The organism is Actinoplanes oblitus (assembly GCF_030252345.1).
In the GTDB taxonomy this organism is placed as follows: domain Bacteria; phylum Actinomycetota; class Actinomycetes; order Mycobacteriales; family Micromonosporaceae; genus Actinoplanes; species Actinoplanes oblitus.
The window spans coordinates 7119672-7141508 of the sequence record NZ_CP126980.1 but is presented as its reverse complement, the minus strand read 5'-3'; the positions used below and the strand labels follow the sequence as shown (position 1 = coordinate 7141508).

The 21837-nt window shown below is 74.5% G+C and carries 2 protein-coding genes; both read left to right on the top strand.

Translation table 11 applies throughout. The features are described from left to right. Positions 1–423 precede the first annotated feature (423 nt). On the top strand, positions 424–12738 hold the full coding sequence (locus Actob_RS32005) for a non-ribosomal peptide synthetase (RefSeq protein ID WP_284915584.1): 12315 nt from the start codon (positions 424–426) through the stop codon (positions 12736–12738). Continuing rightward, the gene (locus Actob_RS32000; RefSeq protein ID WP_284915583.1) at positions 12735–21824 is read left to right on the top strand and encodes a non-ribosomal peptide synthetase; all 9090 of its coding nucleotides are present in this window, start codon (positions 12735–12737) and stop codon (positions 21822–21824) included. The genes Actob_RS32005 and Actob_RS32000 overlap by 4 nt, the downstream gene beginning before the upstream one ends. Positions 21825–21837 lie beyond the last annotated feature (13 nt).

Below are 21837 nucleotides of genomic sequence, written 5' to 3'. Positions count from 1 at the left end.
TCCTCGTACTGCTCAGCGCGTTGCGTCACGGTCGGGTGACGGCTAGGCTTCGGCGGTCGATGCACAGTGGAGGTCGCTGGAGCTGCGGTTCCGCGACGTCGTGCGTCCGGCATTGTCGGATGAGCTGTACGGGGGTAAGGCCATGTCAATGCGATTCTTCAGGGTCGGTATCCGCTGGTAGCGGGGATCCTCGTCATTACGTGAGGTGCCGCGCGGGCCCGGCTTTTTGCGGTGGGTCGGGTCACGCGTTCGGATCCTCCATTCCAGGGTGTCGCCGTGGCGGCGCCGAGCGAAGTCATTGTTGATTTCTGGAAATTCATTCCAGCGCGACGGAATCACCTTTTCCGGTGTTCCGTGCCGGTGTGCTGCCCGGCGCTGCCGCCGGCGTCTCTGCGGATGAATACCGACCTTCCTGGGGAACAGATGCCAACGAACGCCTCGACGACGTTCAGCGAGACCTTCACCGTCACCGCGGACAATCCGCTGCTGAGCGGTCACCTGGTGCACGGGCGGCCGCTGCTGCCCGGCGTCGGATACGTGGACCTCGTCCTGCAGGTGCTCACCCGCCACGGGCACCCGATGGCCGAGACGGAACTGCGGAACCTCACCATCCTGGCCCCGCTGGTCGTCGCGCGCGGTGCCGAGGTGGCGGTCACCGTGCGGGGCGAGCCGGCGGCGGACGGCTGCCGGGTCGAGGTGCGCAGCCGGCGTCCCGGCGACGCGGCGGAGGTCACCCACGTCGTGGTGACCGCCAGGCAGCCGGGACCGGCCGGGTTCGCCGAGCGGTTGCCGCTGCCGGTGACCGGGGCCCGCGAGACCCTGCCGTTGGCCGACCTGTACGCCTGGTTCCGCGAGCGCGAGCTGGTCCACTCCGGGCTGATGAAGGCCGCCGGGGTGGTGCACCACCGCGCCGAGGACACCGTCGTCGAGCTGGAACTCCCCGCGGGGCAGCAGGACAGCGCCGCCGGGTTCCTCTTCCACCCCGCGCTGTTCGAGGCCGGCCTGCTCGGTGGCGGCGCGGGCATTCACGTGCTGAACGGCTCGCACCAGGGCGACGAGGTCTACCTGCCGCTGGTGTTCGAGTCGTTCCGGGCCACCGCGCCGCTCGGCCGCCGGTGCTTCGCGCGCGTGCCGGCCGCCTCGGCCCGGCGCGACGACGAGCTCTTCCGGCTGGCCGTCGAGTTCTACGACGAGACCGGAGCGCGGATCGCCGAGATCGGCCAGCTGGTGGCCAAGCGGATCCGGGCCGTCGCGTCCCTCGACGAGCGGACCGGGTCCGTCGCCGCCGAACCGGTCGCCGCCACCGCGCCGGCGCATGGGTCGGACGCGCTGACCGTGTTGCGCGAGCTGGTGGCCGGCCGGCTGGACCGCCCGGCCGCCCGGATCGACGTGCACGGCAGCTTCTACGAGATCGGGCTGGCGTCCGCCCAGATGGTCTCCCTGGTGCCCGAGCTGGAGCGGGCGCTCGGGCTCTCGCTGTCCCCGACCATCGTCTTCGAACACCGATCCATCGCCGACCTCGCGGCCTGGCTGGACGACATGCTGCCGGAGCGAGCCCCGGATCCGGCCGGCGGTGCCGTCGCGTCCGCCGGACCGGCCGGCGGTGCCGCCGCGGATGCGGACGGTGCCGCTGTCGCCGCCGCGGGTCCGGACGACACTGCCGTCGCCGCCGTCCTCGAGGCGATGAGCGAGCTGCTCCGGGTGCCGGTCGCGGCGCTGGACCCGGGCGTCTCGTTCCGGGAGTCCGGGCTCGACGCCACCGGACTCTCCCGGCTCGCGGCCCGGCTGGCCGGCCGGTACCCGGCCGTCACCCCCGCTCTGCTGATCGAGTCACCGACCGCCCGGGCGCTCGCGGCACGCCTGCCCGCGACCGGGGAGGACCGCGACGACACACCGCACCGCCTGCTCGCCCGGCTGGTGCCGGACGGCGACGGCCTCGTCGGGCACGCCACGTTCGGCGGCGACGAGCCCTTCCTGCGGGACCACCGGGTGGGCGGCCGGCGTCTGCTGCCCGCCGTGGCCCAGCTGGAGCTGGCCCGGGCGGCGGTGGAGGCGGCCCGCGGCGCGGCCGGACCGGAGCCGGTGCGCCTGCACGACGTGGTCTGGCTGCGGCCGGCCTTCGCCGAGCCCGGCCCGCTGGACCTGCGGGTCACCGTGCGACCCGGCGGCGAGCACGGGTGGAGCTTCACCATCGAGCGGATCAGCGGCGACGACACCGCCGAACTGTGCTGCAAGGGCCGCGCGACGGCGTCGGCCGCCGACCGGGCCGGCACCCCGGCGCTGGACCGGCTGCGCGCGTCCTGCGCGGCGCGGACCGTCGCCGGCGACGAGATCTACGACCGGTACGCCGAGGCGGGCATGGCGTACGGCCCGGCGCAGCGCTCGATCGTCGCGGTGAACATCGGCGCGGACCAGGACGGGCGGCCGCAGGTGCTCGCCGAGCTGAGGTTGCCGGCGGCCGCCGAGCCGCTGGCGGACTACCTGCTGCACCCGAGCATCACCGACGGCGCCCTGCAGGCCACGATCGGGCTGCTGCTGGCCGCCCAGCCGGCGCCGGCCACCCCGCCGCGCCCGGCGCTGCCGTTCGCCGTGGCCGGCGTGCGCACCGCGGCGGCCGGCACCGCCACCGCGTACGCCTGGATCCGCTACCAGGACGGCAGCGGGCCGCAGGCGGCCTCGGCCCGGCTGGACGTGACGCTGCTGGACGAGCACGGTGCCCTCACCGCGGAGTTCACCGGGCTGACCACGCGAACCCTGGCCGATCCCGCACCGGCCCGCCCGGCGGTCGCCGAGCCGGCCCGCACCGAGCAGCCCGGCACCGAGCAGCCCCGCACCGAGCCGGCCCATGCCGGTCCGGCCTACGCCGACGGCGACATCGCGATCGTCGGCGTCGGCGGGCGCTACCCCGGTGCTGCCGACCTCGACGAGTTCTGGGACAACCTGCGTGCCGGGCGGGACAGCGTCGGGGAGATCCCGGCCGAGCGCTGGGACCACCGCCGCTACGCCGACATCGGCGGCTCGTCGGCCGCGAGCTGGGGCGGCTTCATCGACGGCATCGACCGCTTCGACCCGCTGTTCTTCCAGATCTCGCTGTACGAGGCGGAGGCCCTGGACCCGCAGGAGCGCCTGTTCCTGCAGTGCGCCCAGCACACCCTGGAGGACGCGGGTTACACCCCGGAGCGGCTGGGCCGCTCCGGAGCCGGCGACGGCCGCGCGCGGGTGGGCGTCTTCGTCGGTGTGATGTACCAGGAGTACCAGCTCTACGGCGCCCAGGCGCAGGAGCGCGGGCGGGCCGTCATCCTCTCCGGTAGCGCCTCCACGATCGCCAACCGGGTGTCGTACTTCTACGACTTCCACGGGCCGAGCATCGCGCTCGACACCATGTGCTCGTCCTCGCTGACCGCCATCCACCTGGCCTGCGAGGCGATCCGCAGCGGCCGGTGCGACGCGGCGCTGGCCGGCGGTGTCAACCTGCACACGCACCCGAACAAGTACATCCTGCTCAGCCAGCGCCGGTTCCTGGCCAGCGACGGCCGGTGCCGCAGCTTCGGCGACGGCGGCGACGGCTACGTGCCGGGCGAGGGCGTCGGCGCGGTCCTGCTCAAGCCGCTCGCCCGGGCGATCGCCGACGGCGACCGGATCCACGGGGTGATCAAGGGCACCGCGCTCAACCACGGCGGCCGGACCTCCGGCTACTCGGTGCCGTCCCCGGTCGCGCAGGCCGAGGTGATCAACAGCGCGCTCGCCGACGCCGGTGTCCATCCGGCCGAGGTCGGCTACATCGAGGCGCACGGCACCGGCACCGCGCTCGGCGACCCGATCGAGGTCAGCGGCCTGGTCCGGGTGCTGCGCGAGCAGGGGGAGCGGCAGTCGCCCTGCGCCATAGGCTCGGTGAAGTCGAACATCGGCCATGCCGAGAGCGCGGCCGGCATCGCCGGGCTGACCAAGGTGCTGCTGCAGCTGCGGCACGGCGAGCTGGTGCCGAGCCTGCACTCGACCACCCTCAACCCGCGCCTGGACCTCGACGACGCGCCGCTGCGGGTGCAGCAGACGGTCGAGCCGTGGCACCGCCCGTCCGCCGGGACCGGTGACCGGAGCCACCCGCTGCCGCGGGTCGCCGGGGTCTCCGGCTTCGGCGCCGGTGGGTCGAACGCGCACGTCATCGTGGCCGAGTACCTGCCGTCCCCGGCGGCGGAGCGGCCGGCCGGCGACGGCCGGCCCGCGCTGATCGTGCTCTCGGCGCGCAGCGCGGAGCAGCTGGTGGAGCAGGCCCGGCGCCTGAGCCGCCGGCTGGCCGACCTGACCGACGAGGCGCTCCCGGACGTGGCGTGGACCCTGCAGGTGGGCCGGATGGCGATGCCCGAGCGCCTGGCGTTCGCCGCGACGTCGATCGCCGGCGCCCGGGAGAAACTCGCGGCGTTCGCCGCCGACCCCGGCCGGTCCGGCGCCTGGGTGCGGGGCACGGCCGGGCCGGACAGCCCGGACGCGGCCGAGGAGCTGGCGCGGTGGCGCGACCACGGCCGGCCCGAGGGACTGCTGGACGTCTGGGCCCGGGGTGCCCGGGTGGACTGGGAGACGGCGCACCCGCGGCCCGGCCGGGTGATCGGCCTGCCCGGCTACCCGTTCGCCCGGGAGCGGCTGTGGTTCGACCTGGACGGCGACCTCTCCGCGTACCCGGTTCTGCCGGCCGCCGGGGCGGCGACCAACCCGGCCCTCCCGGCCGCCGGCACGGCGACCGGCCCGGTCCTGCCGGCCGCCGGCGCGGCGGAGACCGAGACCGAGGCCGGCGACCTGGTGCTGGCCAGCCCGGTCTGGGTCGCCGAGGAGATCGGTACCACCGGTGATCCGGTGAGCTGGGCGCAGCGGCACGTCGTCGTGCTCGGCCGGCTCACCGCCAACGACCACGAGCACCTGCGCGGCGCGCTGCCGGCCGGCACCCGCGTCCGGTTCGTCGAGCCGGCCGAGGGCCCGCTCGACCGGATGTACGCGGGCGCGGTCCGCGAGGTGTTCACGCTGGTCCAGGCGGTGCTGCGGGACGGGGTACGGGAACCGGTGCTGTTCCAGGTCACCGCCGTCGGCGCGGGTGCCGCCGACGCGCGCCTGACCACCCTGAACGGCCTCGCCGGCCTGCTCAAGACCGCGCATCAGGAGAGCCCGCTGCTGCACACGCAGTACGTGGAGAACCTGGACGACGCCTCCCCGGCGATCGTCGCCGCCCGCCTGGCCGCCGAGGCCCGGCAGCCGGTGGAGCCGCACGTGCGCCACCGCGACGGCCGGCGACTGGTCGAGCGCTGGACGGAGCAGGCCGCCACCCCCGCGCCGGCGCCGTGGCGCCGGGGCGGCGTCTACCTCGTCACCGGCGGGGCCGGCGGGCTCGGCCGGATCGTGGCCCGCGACATCGCGACGGCCGGCCCGGCCACCGTGGTGCTGACCGGCCGGTCCCCGCTCGACGACGCGCGGCGGCGCGCCCTGGACGAACTGCGCGCGGCCGGGCTGACGGTGGACTACCAGCAGGCCGACGTGGCCGACCGGGCCCAGGTGGCGCGCCTGCTCGCGCACGTCGTCGAGCGGCACGGGCCGCTGACCGGGGTGCTGCACGCCGCCGGCGTCGTGGACGACCGGCTGATCCTGCGCAAGAGCGCCGACGACGTGGCCCGCGTGCTCGCGCCCAAGGTGGCCGGCCTGGTGAACCTGGACGAGGCGACCCGGGACCAGCCGCTCGAGGTGTTCGCCTGCTTCTCCTCCACGGCCGGGGCGTTCGGCAACCCCGGACAGGCGGACTACGCGGCCGGCAACGCGTTCCTGGACGTCTACGCGGGGTACCGCGCCGGACTGGTCGCCGCCGGCAGCTGCCGGGGCCGGACCGTGTCGATCGGCTGGCCGCTGTGGGCGGACGGCGGCATGGGCGGCGCCGAGGTCCGCGAGAAACTGCGCTCGGCCGGGCTGGTGCCGCTGAGCAACGAGCAGGGCCTGACCGCCCTGCGGATCGCGCTGGCACCGGACGGCAGCGCCGCCGAGAGCCGGCTGCTGGTGCTCGCCGGCCGCCGCGACGAGGTGCTGTCCCGGCTGCCCGGCCGCGCCCGGTCGACGCCGGCGCCGGTCGCCACGCCCGGACCGGCGACCGAGGCCGCCGCGGAGCTGCTGACCGGCCGGGCGACGGCCTACCTGCGCCGGATCCTCGGCGCCGCGCTCAAGCTCGGACCGGAACGGCTGGACGTCACCACGCCGCTGGACCAGTTCGGGATGGACTCGGTGGTCGCGGTGAACGTCATCTCCCGGCTGGAGGAGCCGTTCGGTCCGCTGCCGCAGACCCTGCTGTTCGAGATGCCGACGGTGCGCGACCTGGCGGAGTACTTCGTCACCGAGCACGCGCCGGCGCTGCGGGAGCTGCTCGGTGAGCCCGAGCCGCCGGTCGCCGCGCCGGCCGCGGTGACCGCTCCGGTCGTACCGTCGCCGTCAGCCCTGCCGGAGCGGCCGCGGACCGCGACCGAGGAGACCGCCCGGACCGTCGTGGTGGCGCCGCAGGCGGCGGTCAGCGACATCGCGATCATCGGCATCTCCGGGCGGTATCCGCAGGCCGCGGACCTGGACACGCTGTGGGCGCGGTTGCGGGACGGGCGCGACGGCATCACCGAGGCGCCGGCGGACCGGCCGGAGTACGACGGCGTCCGCGGCTGGTGGGGCGGGTTCCTCGAGGAGGTCGACCGGTTCGATCCGCTGCTGTTCGGCATCGCGCCGCGGGACGCCCGGGTGATGGATCCGCAGCAGCGGCTGTTCCTGCAGACGGTGTGGCACCTGCTGGAGGAGAGCGGCGTCACGCAGGAGGTCATCGAGCAGCGGTACCAGCGCCGGGTCGGCGTCTACGTCGGTGCCGGCTACCAGATGTACGGCGTGGACGCCACCGATCCGACCATCGCGGCGCTCACCTCCAGCATGTCCTACAACCTGATCGCCAACCGGGTCTCCTACTTCTTCGGCCTGGAGGGACCCAGCCTGGCCATCGACAACATGTGCGCGTCGTCGGCCACCGCGGTGCACCTGGCCTGCGCCGACCTGCGGCGCGGCGAGGCCGAGCTGGCCGTCGCCGGTGGCGTGAACCTCAACATCCACCCGGACAAGTTCGTCGCCCTGTCCGAGCTGCAACTGCTCGGCAGCGACCCGGGCAGCCGCAGCTTCCGGGACGGCGACGGTTACCTGCCGGCCGAGGCGGTCGGCGCGGTCCTGCTCAAGCCGCTGGAGGCGGCGCTGCGCGACGGCGACCGGATCCACGCGGTCATCAAGGGCACCGCGTCGGTGCACAGCGGCCGGGGCACCGGATTCATGGCACCCAGCCACCGCTCCCAGGTGCGGGTGATCCGCCGGGCGCTGGCGGCGGCGGACGTCGAGCCGGCCTCGATCGGGTACGTCGAGGCCGCGGCGAACGGCGCGGCGCTCGCCGACGCGGTGGAGTTCCGGGCGCTGCGCGAGGTCTTCGCCGAGGTGACCGAGCCGGTCGCGGTCGGCAGCGTGAAGTCGAACCTGGGACACCCGGAGGCGGCCTCCGGCATCGCCCAGCTCACCAAGGTCGTGCTGCAGCTGCGGCACGGACAGATCGCGCCGCTGGTCGAGACCGGTACGCCCAACCCCCGGCTGGACACCGAGGGCTCGCCGCTGCGGCTGAGCGACCGGCTGACCGACTGGGTGGCGCGCGACGGCGCCGGCCGGCCGCGGGCCCTGATCAACTCGACGGCGGCCGGCGGCAGCCACGTCAGCCTGGTCGTCGAGGCGCCACCGCCGCCGGTCGCGCCCGCACCGGCCGCCGGGACCGGGCCGCAGCTGGTGCTGCTGTCCGCGCGCAACACCGACCGGCTGCGGCTGGCGGCACGCCGGCTGCACGACTTCGTGGCGGCGGACGAGACGGTCCCGCTGGCCGACCTGGCGTACACCACGCAGCTGGGCCGGGAGGCGCAGCCGGAGCGGCTGGCCGTGGTGGCGGGGTCGCGGGAGCAGTTGAGCGACGCGCTGGCCCGGTACGCGGCGGGCGACGCCACCCCGGACGAGACCGGCGTGCCGGTGCGCACCGGAAACGCCGACGAGGACGCCGGCCCGCTGCGGATGCTGCTCGACGGCGCCCGGGGCGAGGCGTTCGTGTCCGCCCTGATCGCCGACCGCGACCTGGAACGGCTCGCCGAGCTGTGGGTCCGCGGGGCGCGGGTGCCGTGGCACGGGTTGCACGGTGAGCGACGCCGGCTGGCGCCGCTGCCGCTGACCGCGTTCGCGGCGGACCGGTACTGGCTCGAGCCGTTCGCGAAGGAGGCGGTGGCGCCGGCTCCGGTGGTGCTGGCCGGCACCGAGCAGGCGGTCGTCGAGGCCTGCGCCGAGCTGCTCGGCTACGGCCCGGGTGAGATCGGCCCCGGTGATCACTTCGCCGGGCTCGGCGGGCACTCCATGCTGGTGCCGGTCTTCGCCGGGCTGCTGCGGGAGCGGGGACTGCGCTGCGAGTCGCAGACCATCCTGGCGGCCGGGAGCCTGGGCGAGCTGGCCGCGGCGATCGACGCCGGGTCGTCCGCCGAACCGTTGCTCGACGGCGGTTCGCTGGTCTCGCTCACCGCGGACGAGCTCGCGGCGGTGCACGCCGCGGTGCCCGAGGTGCAGGACGTGCTGCCCCTGGTGGCGCTTCAGGAAGGCATGCTGTTCCACCACCTGAGCGCGGGCGGCCGGGATCCGTACGTGCTGTCCTGCCTGTTCGCCTTCGACAGCCGGGCACACCTGGACGACTTCGCGGCGGCGCTGCGCGCGGTGATCGCCCGGCACGACGCGCTGCGGACCGCGATCGTCACCGACGGACTCCGCCAGCCGGTGCAGGTGGTGGCCCGGCGGGCCGAGCTGACCGTCGAGGAGTTCGAGCTCAAGGCCGGGACGACCGTCGACGACGAGGTGGCCGACATCCTGGCCGGTGGCGCGGCGATCGCCCTGGACCGGGCACCGCTGATCCGGCTGCGCGCCGCCCGGCACCCGGACACCGGGGTGTGGCACGCGGTGCTGAGCATCCACCACGTGATCCACGACGCCTCCTCGTTCGGGTTGCTGCTCAGCGAGACGGCCGCGCACCTGGCCGGCACCGCTGCGGCGCTCGCGCCGGTGCCGCCGTACCGCGACTACGTGGCGCTCACCCGGCGCGGACCCGACCCGGCCGCCTTCTTCACCGGGCAGCTCGGCGACGTCACCGAGCCCACGGTGATGTTCGGCCTGGCCGACGTGCACGGGGACGGTAGCCGTACCGTCGAGCTGCGCCGCGACCTGGACGCCGAGCTGGGCCGGCGGGCCCGGGCCCTGTCCCGGGAGCTGCGGGTCAGCCCGGCCACCCTGTTCCACGCCGCCTGGGCGCTGGTCGTGGCGGCCGGCAGCGACCGCGACACGGTGGTCTTCGGAACGGTGATGTCCGGGCGGATGCGCGGCCCGGCCGGCGTCGAGCGGATGCTGGGCAGCTTCATCAACACCCTCCCGGTCCGGCTGGACCTGGCCGGCCGTTCGGCGCGGGACCTGGTCGAGGAGACCGACCGGGCGCTGCGCGAGCTGGTGCGTTACGAGCAGGTCCCGCTGCCGGTGGCCCGGTCGTTCAGCGGGCTCGACCCGGAGGCGCCGCTGTTCAACGCGTTCTTCAACTACCGGCACCTGCCGGCCGCGGACGGCGCGATCACCCGGGAGATCCTCGGGGTCACCCCGCTGACCGGGGTGATCGAGCGGAGCAACTACCCGGTGGCGGTGTCCATCGACGACCTCGGCAACGCCTTCTCGATCGAGGCGCTGATCGACCGGGACCAGGACGCCGGGCTGGTCGTCGACTGTCTGACGACCGCGCTGACCGGCCTGCTGGACGCGCTGGCCGGCGACACCCGCGGCGCGGTGTCGGCCCTGGACGTGCCGGTGTTCCCGCCGTCCGCGCTGGTCGCGCCCGCCGCGCCGGCGGTGGAGCGCTGCCCGCACACCTGGTTCGAGGAGATCGCGGCCCGGCAGCCGGACGCGCCGGCGGTCACCTCCGGATCGACCACGCTGACCTATCGCGAGGTGAACGAGCGGGCCAACCGGCTCGCCCGGCATTTGCGCGAGCTCGGGATCGGCCCGGACACGCTCGTCGCGCTCTGCCTGCCGCGCTCCGAGCAGCTGGTGATCGCGGTGCTGGCCGTGCTGAAGGCCGGCGGCGGCTACCTCCCGCTGGACCCGGGGGCGCCCGCCGACCGGCTGCGCCACGCGGTGACCGACAGCGCCCCGAAGGTGCTGCTCACCGACGGCCCGCTGCCGGCCGGGCTGGACACCGGCGCCGTCCTGGTCGACCTGCGCGCCGACGCCGGGAGCTGGGCCGGGCTGGCCGGCGACGACCTGCCGGGCACGGCGGGACCGGACGATCTCGCGTACGTCATCTACACCTCCGGATCCACCGGCACGCCCAAGGGCGTCATGGTCGAGCACCGCAACGTCACCCGGCTGTTCACCGCGACCGACCACTGGTTCCGGTTCGGCGCCGACGACGTGTGGACGCTGTTCCACTCGGCTGCCTTCGACTTCTCGGTCTGGGAGATCTGGGGCCCGCTGCTGCACGGCGGCCGCCTGGTCGTGGTGCCGGACGAGACCACCCGCAACCCGAAGGACTTCTACGCGTTGCTCTGCGCCGAGCAGGTCACCGTGCTCAACCAGACGCCGAGCGCGTTCCGGCAGCTGATCGCGGCACAGGGCGACAACCCGGTGCCGCACCGGCTGCGGACCGTGATCTTCGGCGGCGAGGCGCTGGAGCCGGCCTCGCTGCGGCCCTGGCGACGCCGGCCGGCCAACCGGGACACCGAGCTGATCAACATGTACGGGATCACCGAGACCACCGTCCACGTGACCTACCACCGGCTCACCGACGCCGACCTGGACGCGACGGCCAGCCCGATCGGCGTACCGATCCCGGACCTGCACGCCGTGGTCCTGGACCGGCACCGGCGGCCCGCGCCGGCCGGTGCGGTCGGCGAGCTGTACGTCGGTGGCGCCGGCGTGGCCCGCGGCTACCTGAACCGGCCGGAGCTGACCGCCGAGCGGTTCCTGCCCGATCCGTTCTCCGCCGACCCGCGAGCGCGGCTCTACCGCACCGGCGACCTGGCCCGGCAGCTGCCCGACGGCACGTTGCAGTACCGCGGACGCAACGACCAGCAGGTGAAGATCCGTGGCTTCCGGATCGAGCTGGGCGAGATCGAGGCCCGGCTCGCCGAGCACGACGGCGTCGAGGACGCCCGCGTGCTGGTCCGCGACTTCGGCGACGACGACCGGCGCCTGGTCGGTTACGTGGTGCCGGACGAGCGGCGGGCCCGGCCGGTACGTGAGCTGCTCCGCCTGGTCCGGACCGAGCCGGAGGCGGCGCTCGGCACCCACGAGCTGCCGAACGGGCTGCCGGTCTTCCACCACAACCGCAGCGAGACCGAGTTCCTCTACGACGAGATCTTCGTCGGCCGGGAGTACCTGCGGCACGGCATCACCATGCGCGACGGTGACCGGATCGTGGACGTGGGCGCCAACATCGGCCTGTTCACGCTCTTCGCCGCGCTGCGCGCCCCCGGTGCCCGGATCTACGCCTTCGAGCCGATCCCGCCGGTCGCCGAGTCGCTGCGCCGCAACGTGGCGCTGCACGGTCTGCCGGCCACCGTCTTCGGACAGGGGCTCGGCGCGGCGCAGAAGGAGGAGACCTTCACCTTCTACCGGCACAACACGGTGATCTCCAGCAGCCGGACCACGGCGGCCGAGGCGCACGAGCTGACCCGGGCGTACCTGACCGGCGACGGCGAGCCGGCCGGCGACGACGGGGACCGGCTGGTCGACGAGGTGGTCGACGCCCGGCTGGACAGCGAGCGGTTCACCTGCCCGATCACCACGCTGTCGGCGTTCCTGGCCGGCGAGGGGCTGGACCGCGTGGACCTGCTCAAGATCGATGTGGAGAACGCCGAGCACGACGTGCTGCTCGGTGTGGACGCGGCGGACTGGCCGAAGATCCAGCAGGTCGTGGTGGAGGTGCACGACGTCGGCGGACGGCTCGCGGCGATCACCGCGCTGCTGCGCGGCCACGGCTTCGAGGTGGTCAGCGAGCAGGCGAACCAGTCGCTGCGCAAGACGTCGCTCTACAACCTCTACGCCCGCCGGCCCGGGGCGGCGCCGGCCGCCGACGACACGCCCCCGGCGCCGGCCGTGCGCTGGCCGAACGCCGCCGCGCTGCGCGACGACCTGCAGGCGACGCTGCGCGGACGGCTGCCCGAGTACATGCGGCCGGCCACCTACGTGCTGCTCGACGAACTGCCGCTGACCCGCAACGGCAAGCTCGACCACCGCGCGCTGCCCGACCCGGCGCTGCACCGGCCGGCCGACGTGCTGCGGGTGGCCCCGGCGACACCCGCCGAACGTACCGTCGCCGCCGCCTGGGCCGAGCTGCTGCACACCGACGCCGCGGCCTTCGACGTGGCCGACGACTTCTTCGCACTGGGCGGCAACTCGCTGCTGGTCACCCGCTTGATCAACCTGTTGAAGCGGGAGGCCGGGGTGGAGCTGCCGGTGCAGGCGGTGTTCGCCACGCCACGGCTCGGCGAACTCGCCGCCGAGCTGGAACGCCGGAGCCCGGACGGGGGCGCCGACGCCGGCGCGATCCTGGCCGGCCTCGACCTGATCGAGAGCCTGACCGACGAGGAGCTGGACGCCTTGGAGATCGAGCACACCGCACCGGGGGGACGGTCATGACCACCGACCAGCAGAACACCCTGGACCTGATCCGGCGGATCCGGTCCCTGCCGCCGAAACGGCAGCGCGCGCTGCTCGATCTGCTGCGCAAGCAGGGCGTCGACGTCTCGGCGCTGGACGGGATCCCCCGGTTCCCGCGTACCGACGGGGTCGCGCCGCCGCTGTCCTACGCCCAGCAGCGCCTGTGGTTTCTGGCCCGGCTGGACGGGACGAGCGCGCACTACAACATCCCGCTGGCGCTGCGGCTGACCGGGCCGCTCGACCGGCCCGCGCTGAGCCGGGCGCTCGCCGCGGTGGTGCGGCGGCACGAGTCGCTGCGGACCCGGCTGGCCGACCGGGACGGGGTGCCGTACCAGCTGATCGGGGACGGCGAAGACTTCGCGGTGCGCTCGGTGGCGCTCACCGGCACCGCGCGGCTGGCCGAGATCGTCCAGCGGGAGGCGGTCACCCCGTTCGACCTGGAGCGGGACCTGCCGATCCGGGCGCAGCTGCTCACCCTGGCCGAGGACGACCACGTCCTGCAGGTGACGATGCACCACAGCTGCTCCGACGGCTGGTCGGTGGGGGTGTTCCTGCGGGACCTGGGCGCGCTCTACGAGGCGTTCCGGGACGGCCGCCCGGATCCGCTGGCGCCGCTGCCGGTGCAGTACGCCGACTACGCCCAGTGGCAGCGCGAGTGGCTGGGCGACGACGTCCAGGCCCGGCAGGTGGCGTACTGGCAGGAGCGGCTGGCCGGCATCGACCCCACGCTCACCCTGCCCGCCGACCGGGAGCGGCCGGCGGTCAAGACGTACGAGGGTCGCCGGGAGTTCTTCAGCTGCCCGCCGGAGCTGCTCACCGGCCTGCGCGAGCTCAGCGAACGGCACGGTGTCACGCTCTACATGACGCTGCTCGCCGCGTACGCCGTGGTGCTGCACCGCTACACCGGGCAGAGCGACGTCCCGGTCGGCACCGTCGTCGCCAACCGCAACCGGGTGGAGACCGAGAACCTGGTCGGCTTCTTCGCCAACACCCTGGTGATGCGCACCGACCTCACCGGCGACCCGGCGTTCAGCGAGCTGCTCGGCCGGGTGCGGGCCACCGCGCTGGAGGCGTACGACCACCAGGACGTGCCGTTCGAGGCGGTGGTGGACGCCCTGAAGCTGGAGCGCAGCCTGGCCCACGCGCCGGTCTTCCAGACCATGATCGTGCTCCAGGAGGCGCAGACCGAGCAGGAGACCCGGCTCGGCGCGGCCACCGTGTCACCTGTCGAGTTCGACTTCGACGTCACCAAGTTCGACCTGACCCTCGACCTGCGGGAGACCCTGACCGGCCTGGCCGGCGCGGTGGAGTACAACACCGCACTGTTCGACCGGGAGACCGTGCTGCGATTCATCGCGCACTGGACCGAGCTGCTCGCGGCGGTGGTCCGCGATCCCGGGGTCGCGGTGTCCCGGCTGCCGCTGGCCAGCCCGGCGGAGCGCCGCCAGGTCGTCGAGGAGTGGAACGACACCGCCCGGGACTTCGCCGGCGACCGGACCCTGCACGAGCTCTTCGAGGCCGCGGTGGCGCGGCACCCGGAGCGGGTCGCGCTGGTCGACGCCGATCGCTCCTGGACGTACGCCGAGCTGAACGCCTGGGCCAACCGCGTCGCGCACACGCTGCGCGCGCACGGGGTGGTACCGGACCAGCCGGTCGGCCTCGCCATGGAACGCTCCGCCGAGATGGTGGCCGGCGTCTACGGCATCCTCAAGGCGGGCGGCGCCTACCTGCCGCTGGAGCCGTCGTACCCGGCGGCCCGGCTGGCTGGGCTGGTCGAGTCCTCCGGCGTCGCCGCGGTCCTGGTCCAGCCGCACCTGGACGCCGCACCGCTGGCCGGCGCCGCGCACCTGCTCGCGGTGCACCGGGACGGGCGGATCACCGACCGGGACGGGCAGCCGGTCGCCGAGGAACGGACCGACGACCCGCGAGCCGGCGCCGAACCCGGCGGACTGGCGTACGTCATCCACACCTCCGGCTCGACCGGGCGGCCCAAGGGCGTCATGATCGAGCACCGGGCGGCGGTCAACCGCATCGAGTGGATGCAGAACGAGTACCGGCTCACCGAGGACGACGTCGTCCTGCAGAAGACGCCGTACAGCTTCGACGTCTCGGTCTGGGAGTTCTTCTGGCCGCTGCTGTCCGGCGCGCGCCTGGCCGTCGCCGAGCCGGAGGCGCACCGGGACCCGGCCGCGCTGGTCGCCGCGATCAACCGGTTCGGTGTCACCACCCTGCACTTCGTACCGTCGATGCTGCGCTCGATGGTGGCCGAGCCCGGCTGGTCCGGCTGCACCACGGTCCGGCGGGTGTTCGCCAGCGGCGAGGCGCTGCCGGCCGACCTGTGCGCCGCGCACTACGCCCGGCACCGGGCGCCGCTGCACAACCTCTACGGACCCACCGAGGCGGCGGTCGACGTCAGCCACTGGACCGTGCCGGCGGACCAGGTGCCGCGGGTCATCCCGATCGGCCGGCCGATCCAGAACATCCGGCTGTACGTGCTGAACGACGCGCTGGACCCGCAGGGCATCGGCTGCGTCGGCCAGCTGCACATCGCCGGTGCCGGCCTGGCCCGCGGCTATCTGCGGCAGCCGGAGCTGACCCGGGAGCGCTTCGTGCCCGACCCGTTCGGCGCCGGCCCGGACGCCCGGCTGTACCGCACCGGCGACCTCGCGCGGTGGCGGGCCGACGGCACCCTGGAGTTCCTCGGCCGCGCCGACGACCAGGTCAAGCTGCGCGGGTTCCGGATCGAGCTGGGCGAGATCGAGCACCGGCTGGCCGAGCACCCGATGGTGCGCGCCTGCGCCGTCGTCGTCCGCGAGGACCAGCCCGGCGACCAGCGGCTGACCGGCTACGTGGTGCCGGCGGGGGAGACCACCGACGCGCTGCGCGACGACCTCGTCCGGCATCTGGAGCGGACCCTGCCCGAGTACCAGGTGCCCAGCGCCTTCGTGCTGCTCGACGCGCTGCCGCTGACCACCCACGGCAAGCTGGACCGCAAGGCCCTGCCGGCGCCGGACATCGGCGCGTTCGTGCAGAGCGCCTACGTCGCCCCGGCGACGCCCACCGAGCGGATCCTCGCCGAGCTCTGGGCCGACCTGCTCGGTTTCGACGCCGGCCGGGTCGGCGCCGGCGACAACTTCTTCGCGCTCGGCGGGCACTCGCTGCTGATCACCTCCCTGGTGGCCCGGCTGGCCGCGGCCGGCCTGCACGCCACCGTCTGGGATGTCTTCAGCGCGCCCGCCCTGTCCGACCTCGCCGCCCTGATCGACGGGGCCGGGACCGGCGGCACGGAGTTCCAGGTGCCGCCGAACGCCATCCCGGCCGGCTGCGAGCGGATCACCCCGGAGATGCTGCCCCTGGTCCAGCTGAACCAGGAGCAGATCGACGCGATCGTGGCCGGTGTCCCCGGCGGGGCGCCGAACCTCCAGGACGTCTATCCGCTGGTGCCGGCCCAGGAGGGGATCCTCTTCCACCACCTGGTGGATCCGGAGAACGACCCGTACCTGATGTCCGCGCTCTTCGTGGCCGACGACGAGACGGCGGCCGCCACGTTCACCGCGGCGGTGCAGGCGGTGATCGACCGGCACGACGTGCTGCGGACCGCCGTGGTCACCGCCGGGCTGCCGGAGCCGGTGCAGGTCGTCCACCGCTCCGTCGAGCTGCCGGTCGGGCGGGTCCGGCTCGATCCCGCCCGGGACGCCGAGGAGCAGGCCCGCGAGCTGCTGCACCACCCCGCGCCGATGCCGGTCGGCCGGGCGCCGCTGTTCCGGCTGCTGATCGCCGAGGACGCCGGGTCCGGCCGCCGCTACCTGCTGCTGGCCTTCCACCACCTGATCGAGGACGCCACCTCGCTGCGGCTGATCATGGAGGAGCTGGCCGCGCACGTCTGCGACCGCGCGGAGTCGCTGGCGCCGCCGGCCGCGTACCGGGACTTCGTCGCGCACACCCGGCACCAGCTCGCCACCGGCGACGCGGAGGCGTACTTCCGGGAGACGCTGGGCGACGTGGCCGAGCCGACCACGCCGTTCGGCCTGACCGACGTGCGGGGGGACGGGCGGCGTACCCGCAAACCGCGCCGCTCCCTGGACCCGGCGCTCACCGAGCGGCTGCGGGCCGAGGCGAAGCGGCTGCGGCTGAGCCCGGCCTGCCTGTTCCACGCCGCCTGCGCGCTGGTCATCGGCGCCGCCGCGGGGCGCGACGACGTCGTCTTCGGCACCGTCATGTCCGGCCGCCTGCAGGGCGTGCCGGGCGTCGACCGGATGCTCGGCAACTTCATCAACACGCTCCCGCTGCGGGTCCGGCTGGCCGGCCGGACCGTCCGGGAGCTGATCGCGGACGTCGACACCGGGCTGAAGGAACTCATCGCCCGGGAGCAGAGCTCGCTCAGCGTGGCGCAGCGCGCCACCGGCCTGGACAGCGACGCTCCGCTGTTCAGCGCCGCGGTGAACTTCCGGCACTTCGAGCCCCGGCGCGGTGACGCGGCGCAGACCTCCCGGGTCGAGGAGCGCGGCATCCGCTGGCTGGCGTCGATGGACCGCACCAACTACCCGATGGGCATCTCGCTCGACGATCTCGGCACCGAGCTGTCGCTGACCGTCCAGGTCGAGGACCGGGTCGAACCCGAGGCGCTGCTGGAGTACGTGGAGACCGCCCTCGGCGGCATCGTCAGCGCGCTGGCCGCCGACGACGGCACCGGCACCGCGGCCCTCGACGTCGACGTGCTGCCCGCCGCCGAGCGCCGGCGGCAGCTCGCCGAGTGGAACGGCACCGGCGCCGGGCACCCGCACGACCGCTGCCTCGCCGAGCTCTTCGAGGAGCAGGTGGCCCGGCGGCCCGGCGAGGTCGCCGTGCGGCACGGCGACCGGACGCTGACCTTCGCCGAGCTCAACGCCCGGGCCAACCGGGTCGCGCATCACCTGCGCCGCTGCGGGATCGGCCCGGACACCCTGGTCGGCCTCTGCGTCGACCGGTCACCCGAGCTGGTGATCGGCATGCTCGGGATCCTCAAGGCCGGCGGCGCGTACGTGCCGATCGACCCCGGGTACCCGGAGGACCGGATCCACACCCTGCTCCAGGGCGCCGGGGTGGGCGTGCTGCTCACCCGCTCGGACCTGCCGGCCACGCTGTTCGAGGCGGTGCCGGAGGTGGTCCACCTGGACACCGCCGACTTCGGCGACCTGCCCGAACACGACCTGTCCCGGGCGGAGACCGGACTGACCCCGGAGCACCTCGCCTACGCCATCTTCACCTCCGGCTCGACCGGCCGCCCCAAGGGCGTCCTGGTGGAGCAGCGCGGCGTGGTCCGGCTGCTGCGCAACCCGGACTACTTCCCGCCGAGCGACGACACCGTGTTCCTGCACCACTCGTCGATCTCGTTCGACGCCGGCACCCAGGAGGTGCTGACACCGCTGGTGGCGGGCGGCCGGCTGGTCCTGCTCGACGGCGACAACAAGGACGTGGAGCGGCTGCTGGACTGCGTGGCGCGGACCGGGGTGACCACGATGCTGCTGTCGGCGGCGTTCCTGCCCGCCTTCGCCGAGGCGGCCGAGGGCCGTGACCTGCCGCTCACCTACCTGGCGGTGGTGGGCGAGGCGTTCTCGGCGCGCGACGTGCGCCGGCTCTTCGCGGCCCAGCCCGGCCTCACCGTGGTGAACGGGTACGGCCCGACGGAGAACAGCATCGCGTCGACGTACCACGTCATCCCGCGCGACCTGGACGAGAACGCCCGGATCCCGATCGGCCGGCCGGTGCCGCGGTCCACCGCGTACGTCACCGACAGCCGGCTGCGGCTGGTGCCGGCCGGGGTGGCCGGCGAACTCTGCGTGGGTGGCGCCGGGGTGGCCCGAGGCTACCTCGACGACCCCGACCTGACCGCCGCCCGGTTCGTCCCCGACCCGTTCGGCGACGAACCGGGCGGCCGCCTCTACCGCACCGGCGACCTGGCCCGCCACCTGCCGGACGGCACCCTGGAGTTCCTCGGCCGGATCGACGACCAGGTCAAGGTGCGCGGTTTCCGGGTCGAGCCGGGCGAGGTGGAGAGCGCGCTGCAGACCCACCCCGCGGTGCACAGCGCCGTCGTGGTCCCGTTCGCCTCCGGGGAGACCCGGTCGCTCGCGGCCTACGTGCGCCCGACCGAGGAGTGGCTGGACACCGCCACCGCCGAGCAGAACACCGAGCACCTGGAGCAGTGGCAGAAGGTCTTCGAGGACCAGTACGCCGAGCCGGCGCCGGCCGCCGACGCCACCGAGGGGATGAACCTGGCCGGCTGGCAGAGCAGCTACACCGGCGAGCCGATCCCGGAACCGCAGATGCTGGAGTGGATCGAGGGCACCGTCCAGCGGATCGCCGACCTGCGACCGAAGCGGTTGCTGGAGGTCGGCTGCGGCACCGGTCTGCTGCTCTTCCGGTACGCGGAGAGTTGCACCGCCGTGCACGCCCTGGACATCTCGGCGGCCGTGCTGGCCGAGGTGCGCCGCGGGGTGGAACGCCGCGGCTGGTCGCACGTCACCCTGGCGCACGGCGACGCGCTGTCCGTACAGGACCTGGCCGGTTCGACCTTCGACACGGTGGTGCTGAACTCGGTCGTCCAGTACTTCCCGAACCGCCTCTACCTGGAGGAGGTCATCACCCGGCTGCTGCCGCTGGTCGCCGACGGCGGCCGCATCCTGCTCGGCGACATCCGCAACCTGGACCTGTTCGCCGAGCACCTGGTGGCCGTCGAGCGCGGCCGGGGCGGCAGCCGCAGCACCGTCGCCTCGCTGGCCGCGCAGGTGCAGCGCCGCCGCCGGCAGGAGACCGAGCTGCTGGTCAGCCCCACCTGGTTCGCCCGGCTCGCGGACCGCCTGCCGGACGTGACCGGCGTCGACGTGCTGGTCAAGCGCGGGACCGGTGACAACGAGATGCTGGCCTACCGGTACGACGTGGTGCTCACCAAGGGCGCCACCCGCTCCGCCGGCCCGCTGCCGTGGCGAACCGCCACCACCGCCGGGGAGCTGCGGGACCTGCTCAGCGACGGCGCCCCGGACCGGTTCGGGGTGACCGGCCTGACCAACCCCCGGATCGCCGAGGACGTCCGGGTGGCGCGGGGGCTGACCCGCTGGGCGTCCACCCGGCAGGTCGACCCGCTGCCCGCCGGCACCCGGCTGACCGCGACCGCGGCCGCCGAGGTGGCGGAACTGGAGGCGGTCCTGGCGTATGCCGAGGAACTCGGCTACCGGGTGGCCGCCACCTGGTCGCAGGACCGGCCGGACGGCCTGGACCTGGTCCTGGGCCGCGGCGAGCTGCCCCCGGTGCTGGCCCGCTCGCCGTACCGGAGCGCGGCGTCGGCGAACAACCCGCAGATCGGCCGGCTGATCCCGCCGATGGTCCGGACGCTCAAGGAGCATCTCGCCACCCGGCTGCCGGACTACCTGGTCCCCAGTGCGTTCGTGCTGCTCGAAGAGCTGCCGGTGACGCCGAACGGCAAGGTGGACAAGCGGGCCCTGCCGGCGCCGGACGAGGCCGACGTGGCCACGGAGACCTACGTGCCGCCGCGCACCGAGACGCAGCGGACGCTGTGCCGGCTGATGGCGGGCGTGCTCGGCCTCAACCGGGTCGGCCTGCGGGACACCTTCTTCGATCTCGGCGGGCACTCGCTGCTCGCCACCCGGCTGACCCTGCGGGTGAAGAAGGAGCTGAAGGCCGAACTGCCGCTCCAGCTGATCCTCACCGGGGCCACCGTCGAGGAGATGGCCGCCGTGCTGGCGCCCGCGGAGCCGGAGCCGGTGCCGGCCGCCGCCCAGGCGCGCCCGGACGAACCCGCGCCGCTCGCCCTGCAGCAGCGCGACCTCTGGTTCCTGCGGCCATCGGCCGACGACAACGTCCAGCTCGCGATCCGGGTCACCGGCCCGCTGGACCGCGACGCGTGGACCACCGCGGTGCGGGCCGTCGTCGGGCGGCACGCCATCCTGCGCACGAGCTACCTGGTCGACGGCGACGAGGTGCGGCAACGGGTGAACGAGGACACCGCTATCGAGGTGCCGGTCCTGCCGGTCGACGACGAGGCCGCGGTCACCGAGTGGCTGCGCGCCGAGCGGGCGCGGCCGTTCGCCCCGGAGGACCCGTTCGCGATCCGGGTCCACCTGCTGGCCCTGTCCGGCACCGACCACGTCGCCGTGGTGACCCGGCCGTGGGGTGTCTTCGACGGCTGGTCGACCGGCATCCTGCTGAGCGACCTGGGCACCGCCTACCAGTCGGCGGTGCACGACGGCACCGGCGAGCTGCCGCCGCTGCCGCTGCGGTACGCCGACTTCGCCCGCGAGCAGCGGGACACCGTCGGCGCGGCGGAGCTGGACCGCCAGCGGGAGTACTGGAGCGAGCGGCTGGCCGGGCTGCCGGTGCTGTCGCTGCGCACCGACTACCCGCGGCCGCCGATCCGGTCGTACGTGGGCGCGACGGTCCCGGTCCGGGTCGGCGCGGGCCTGCTCGACCGGCTCCGGGCGCTGGGTCAGGAGCGTGGCGCCACGCTCTACATGACCCTGCTGTCCGGGTTCGCGACGCTGCTCGGCGGGATCACCGCGGACCGCGAGGTGCTGATCGGCTCGCCGGTCACCAACCGGAGCCGCCCCGAGCTGGAGGAGCTGGTCGGCTACTTCGTGAACACCGTGCCGATGCGCCTGGACATCAGCCCGGAGCTGTCGTTCGGGGCGTTGCTCGGCCAGGTGCGGCAGGTCAGCGCCGAGGCGCAGGAGCACAAGGACCTGCCGTTCCGGGACCTCCCCGGATCGCCGTCCTGCCAGGTCATGTTCAACCTGGTCCCGGCGGCCCCGGCGGCGGCGTCCGCCGAGGCGGGCGGCATCGCGGTGACCCCGCTGGCGGTCGAGTCCGGCACCGCCAAGCACGACCTCAACCTGTCGCTGCAGGACACCGGCGACGGGCTGGCCGGCTATCTGGAGTACAGCGGCGACCTGTTCGGGCGGCGCACCGCCACGCGGCTGGCGGACGCCTACGCGGCGCTGCTGCACGCGGTGGCCGCCGACCCGGACGGGACGCTGGCCGAGCTGCGCGACCGAGTGGAGGGCGCCCGGTGACCGATGCCATCGC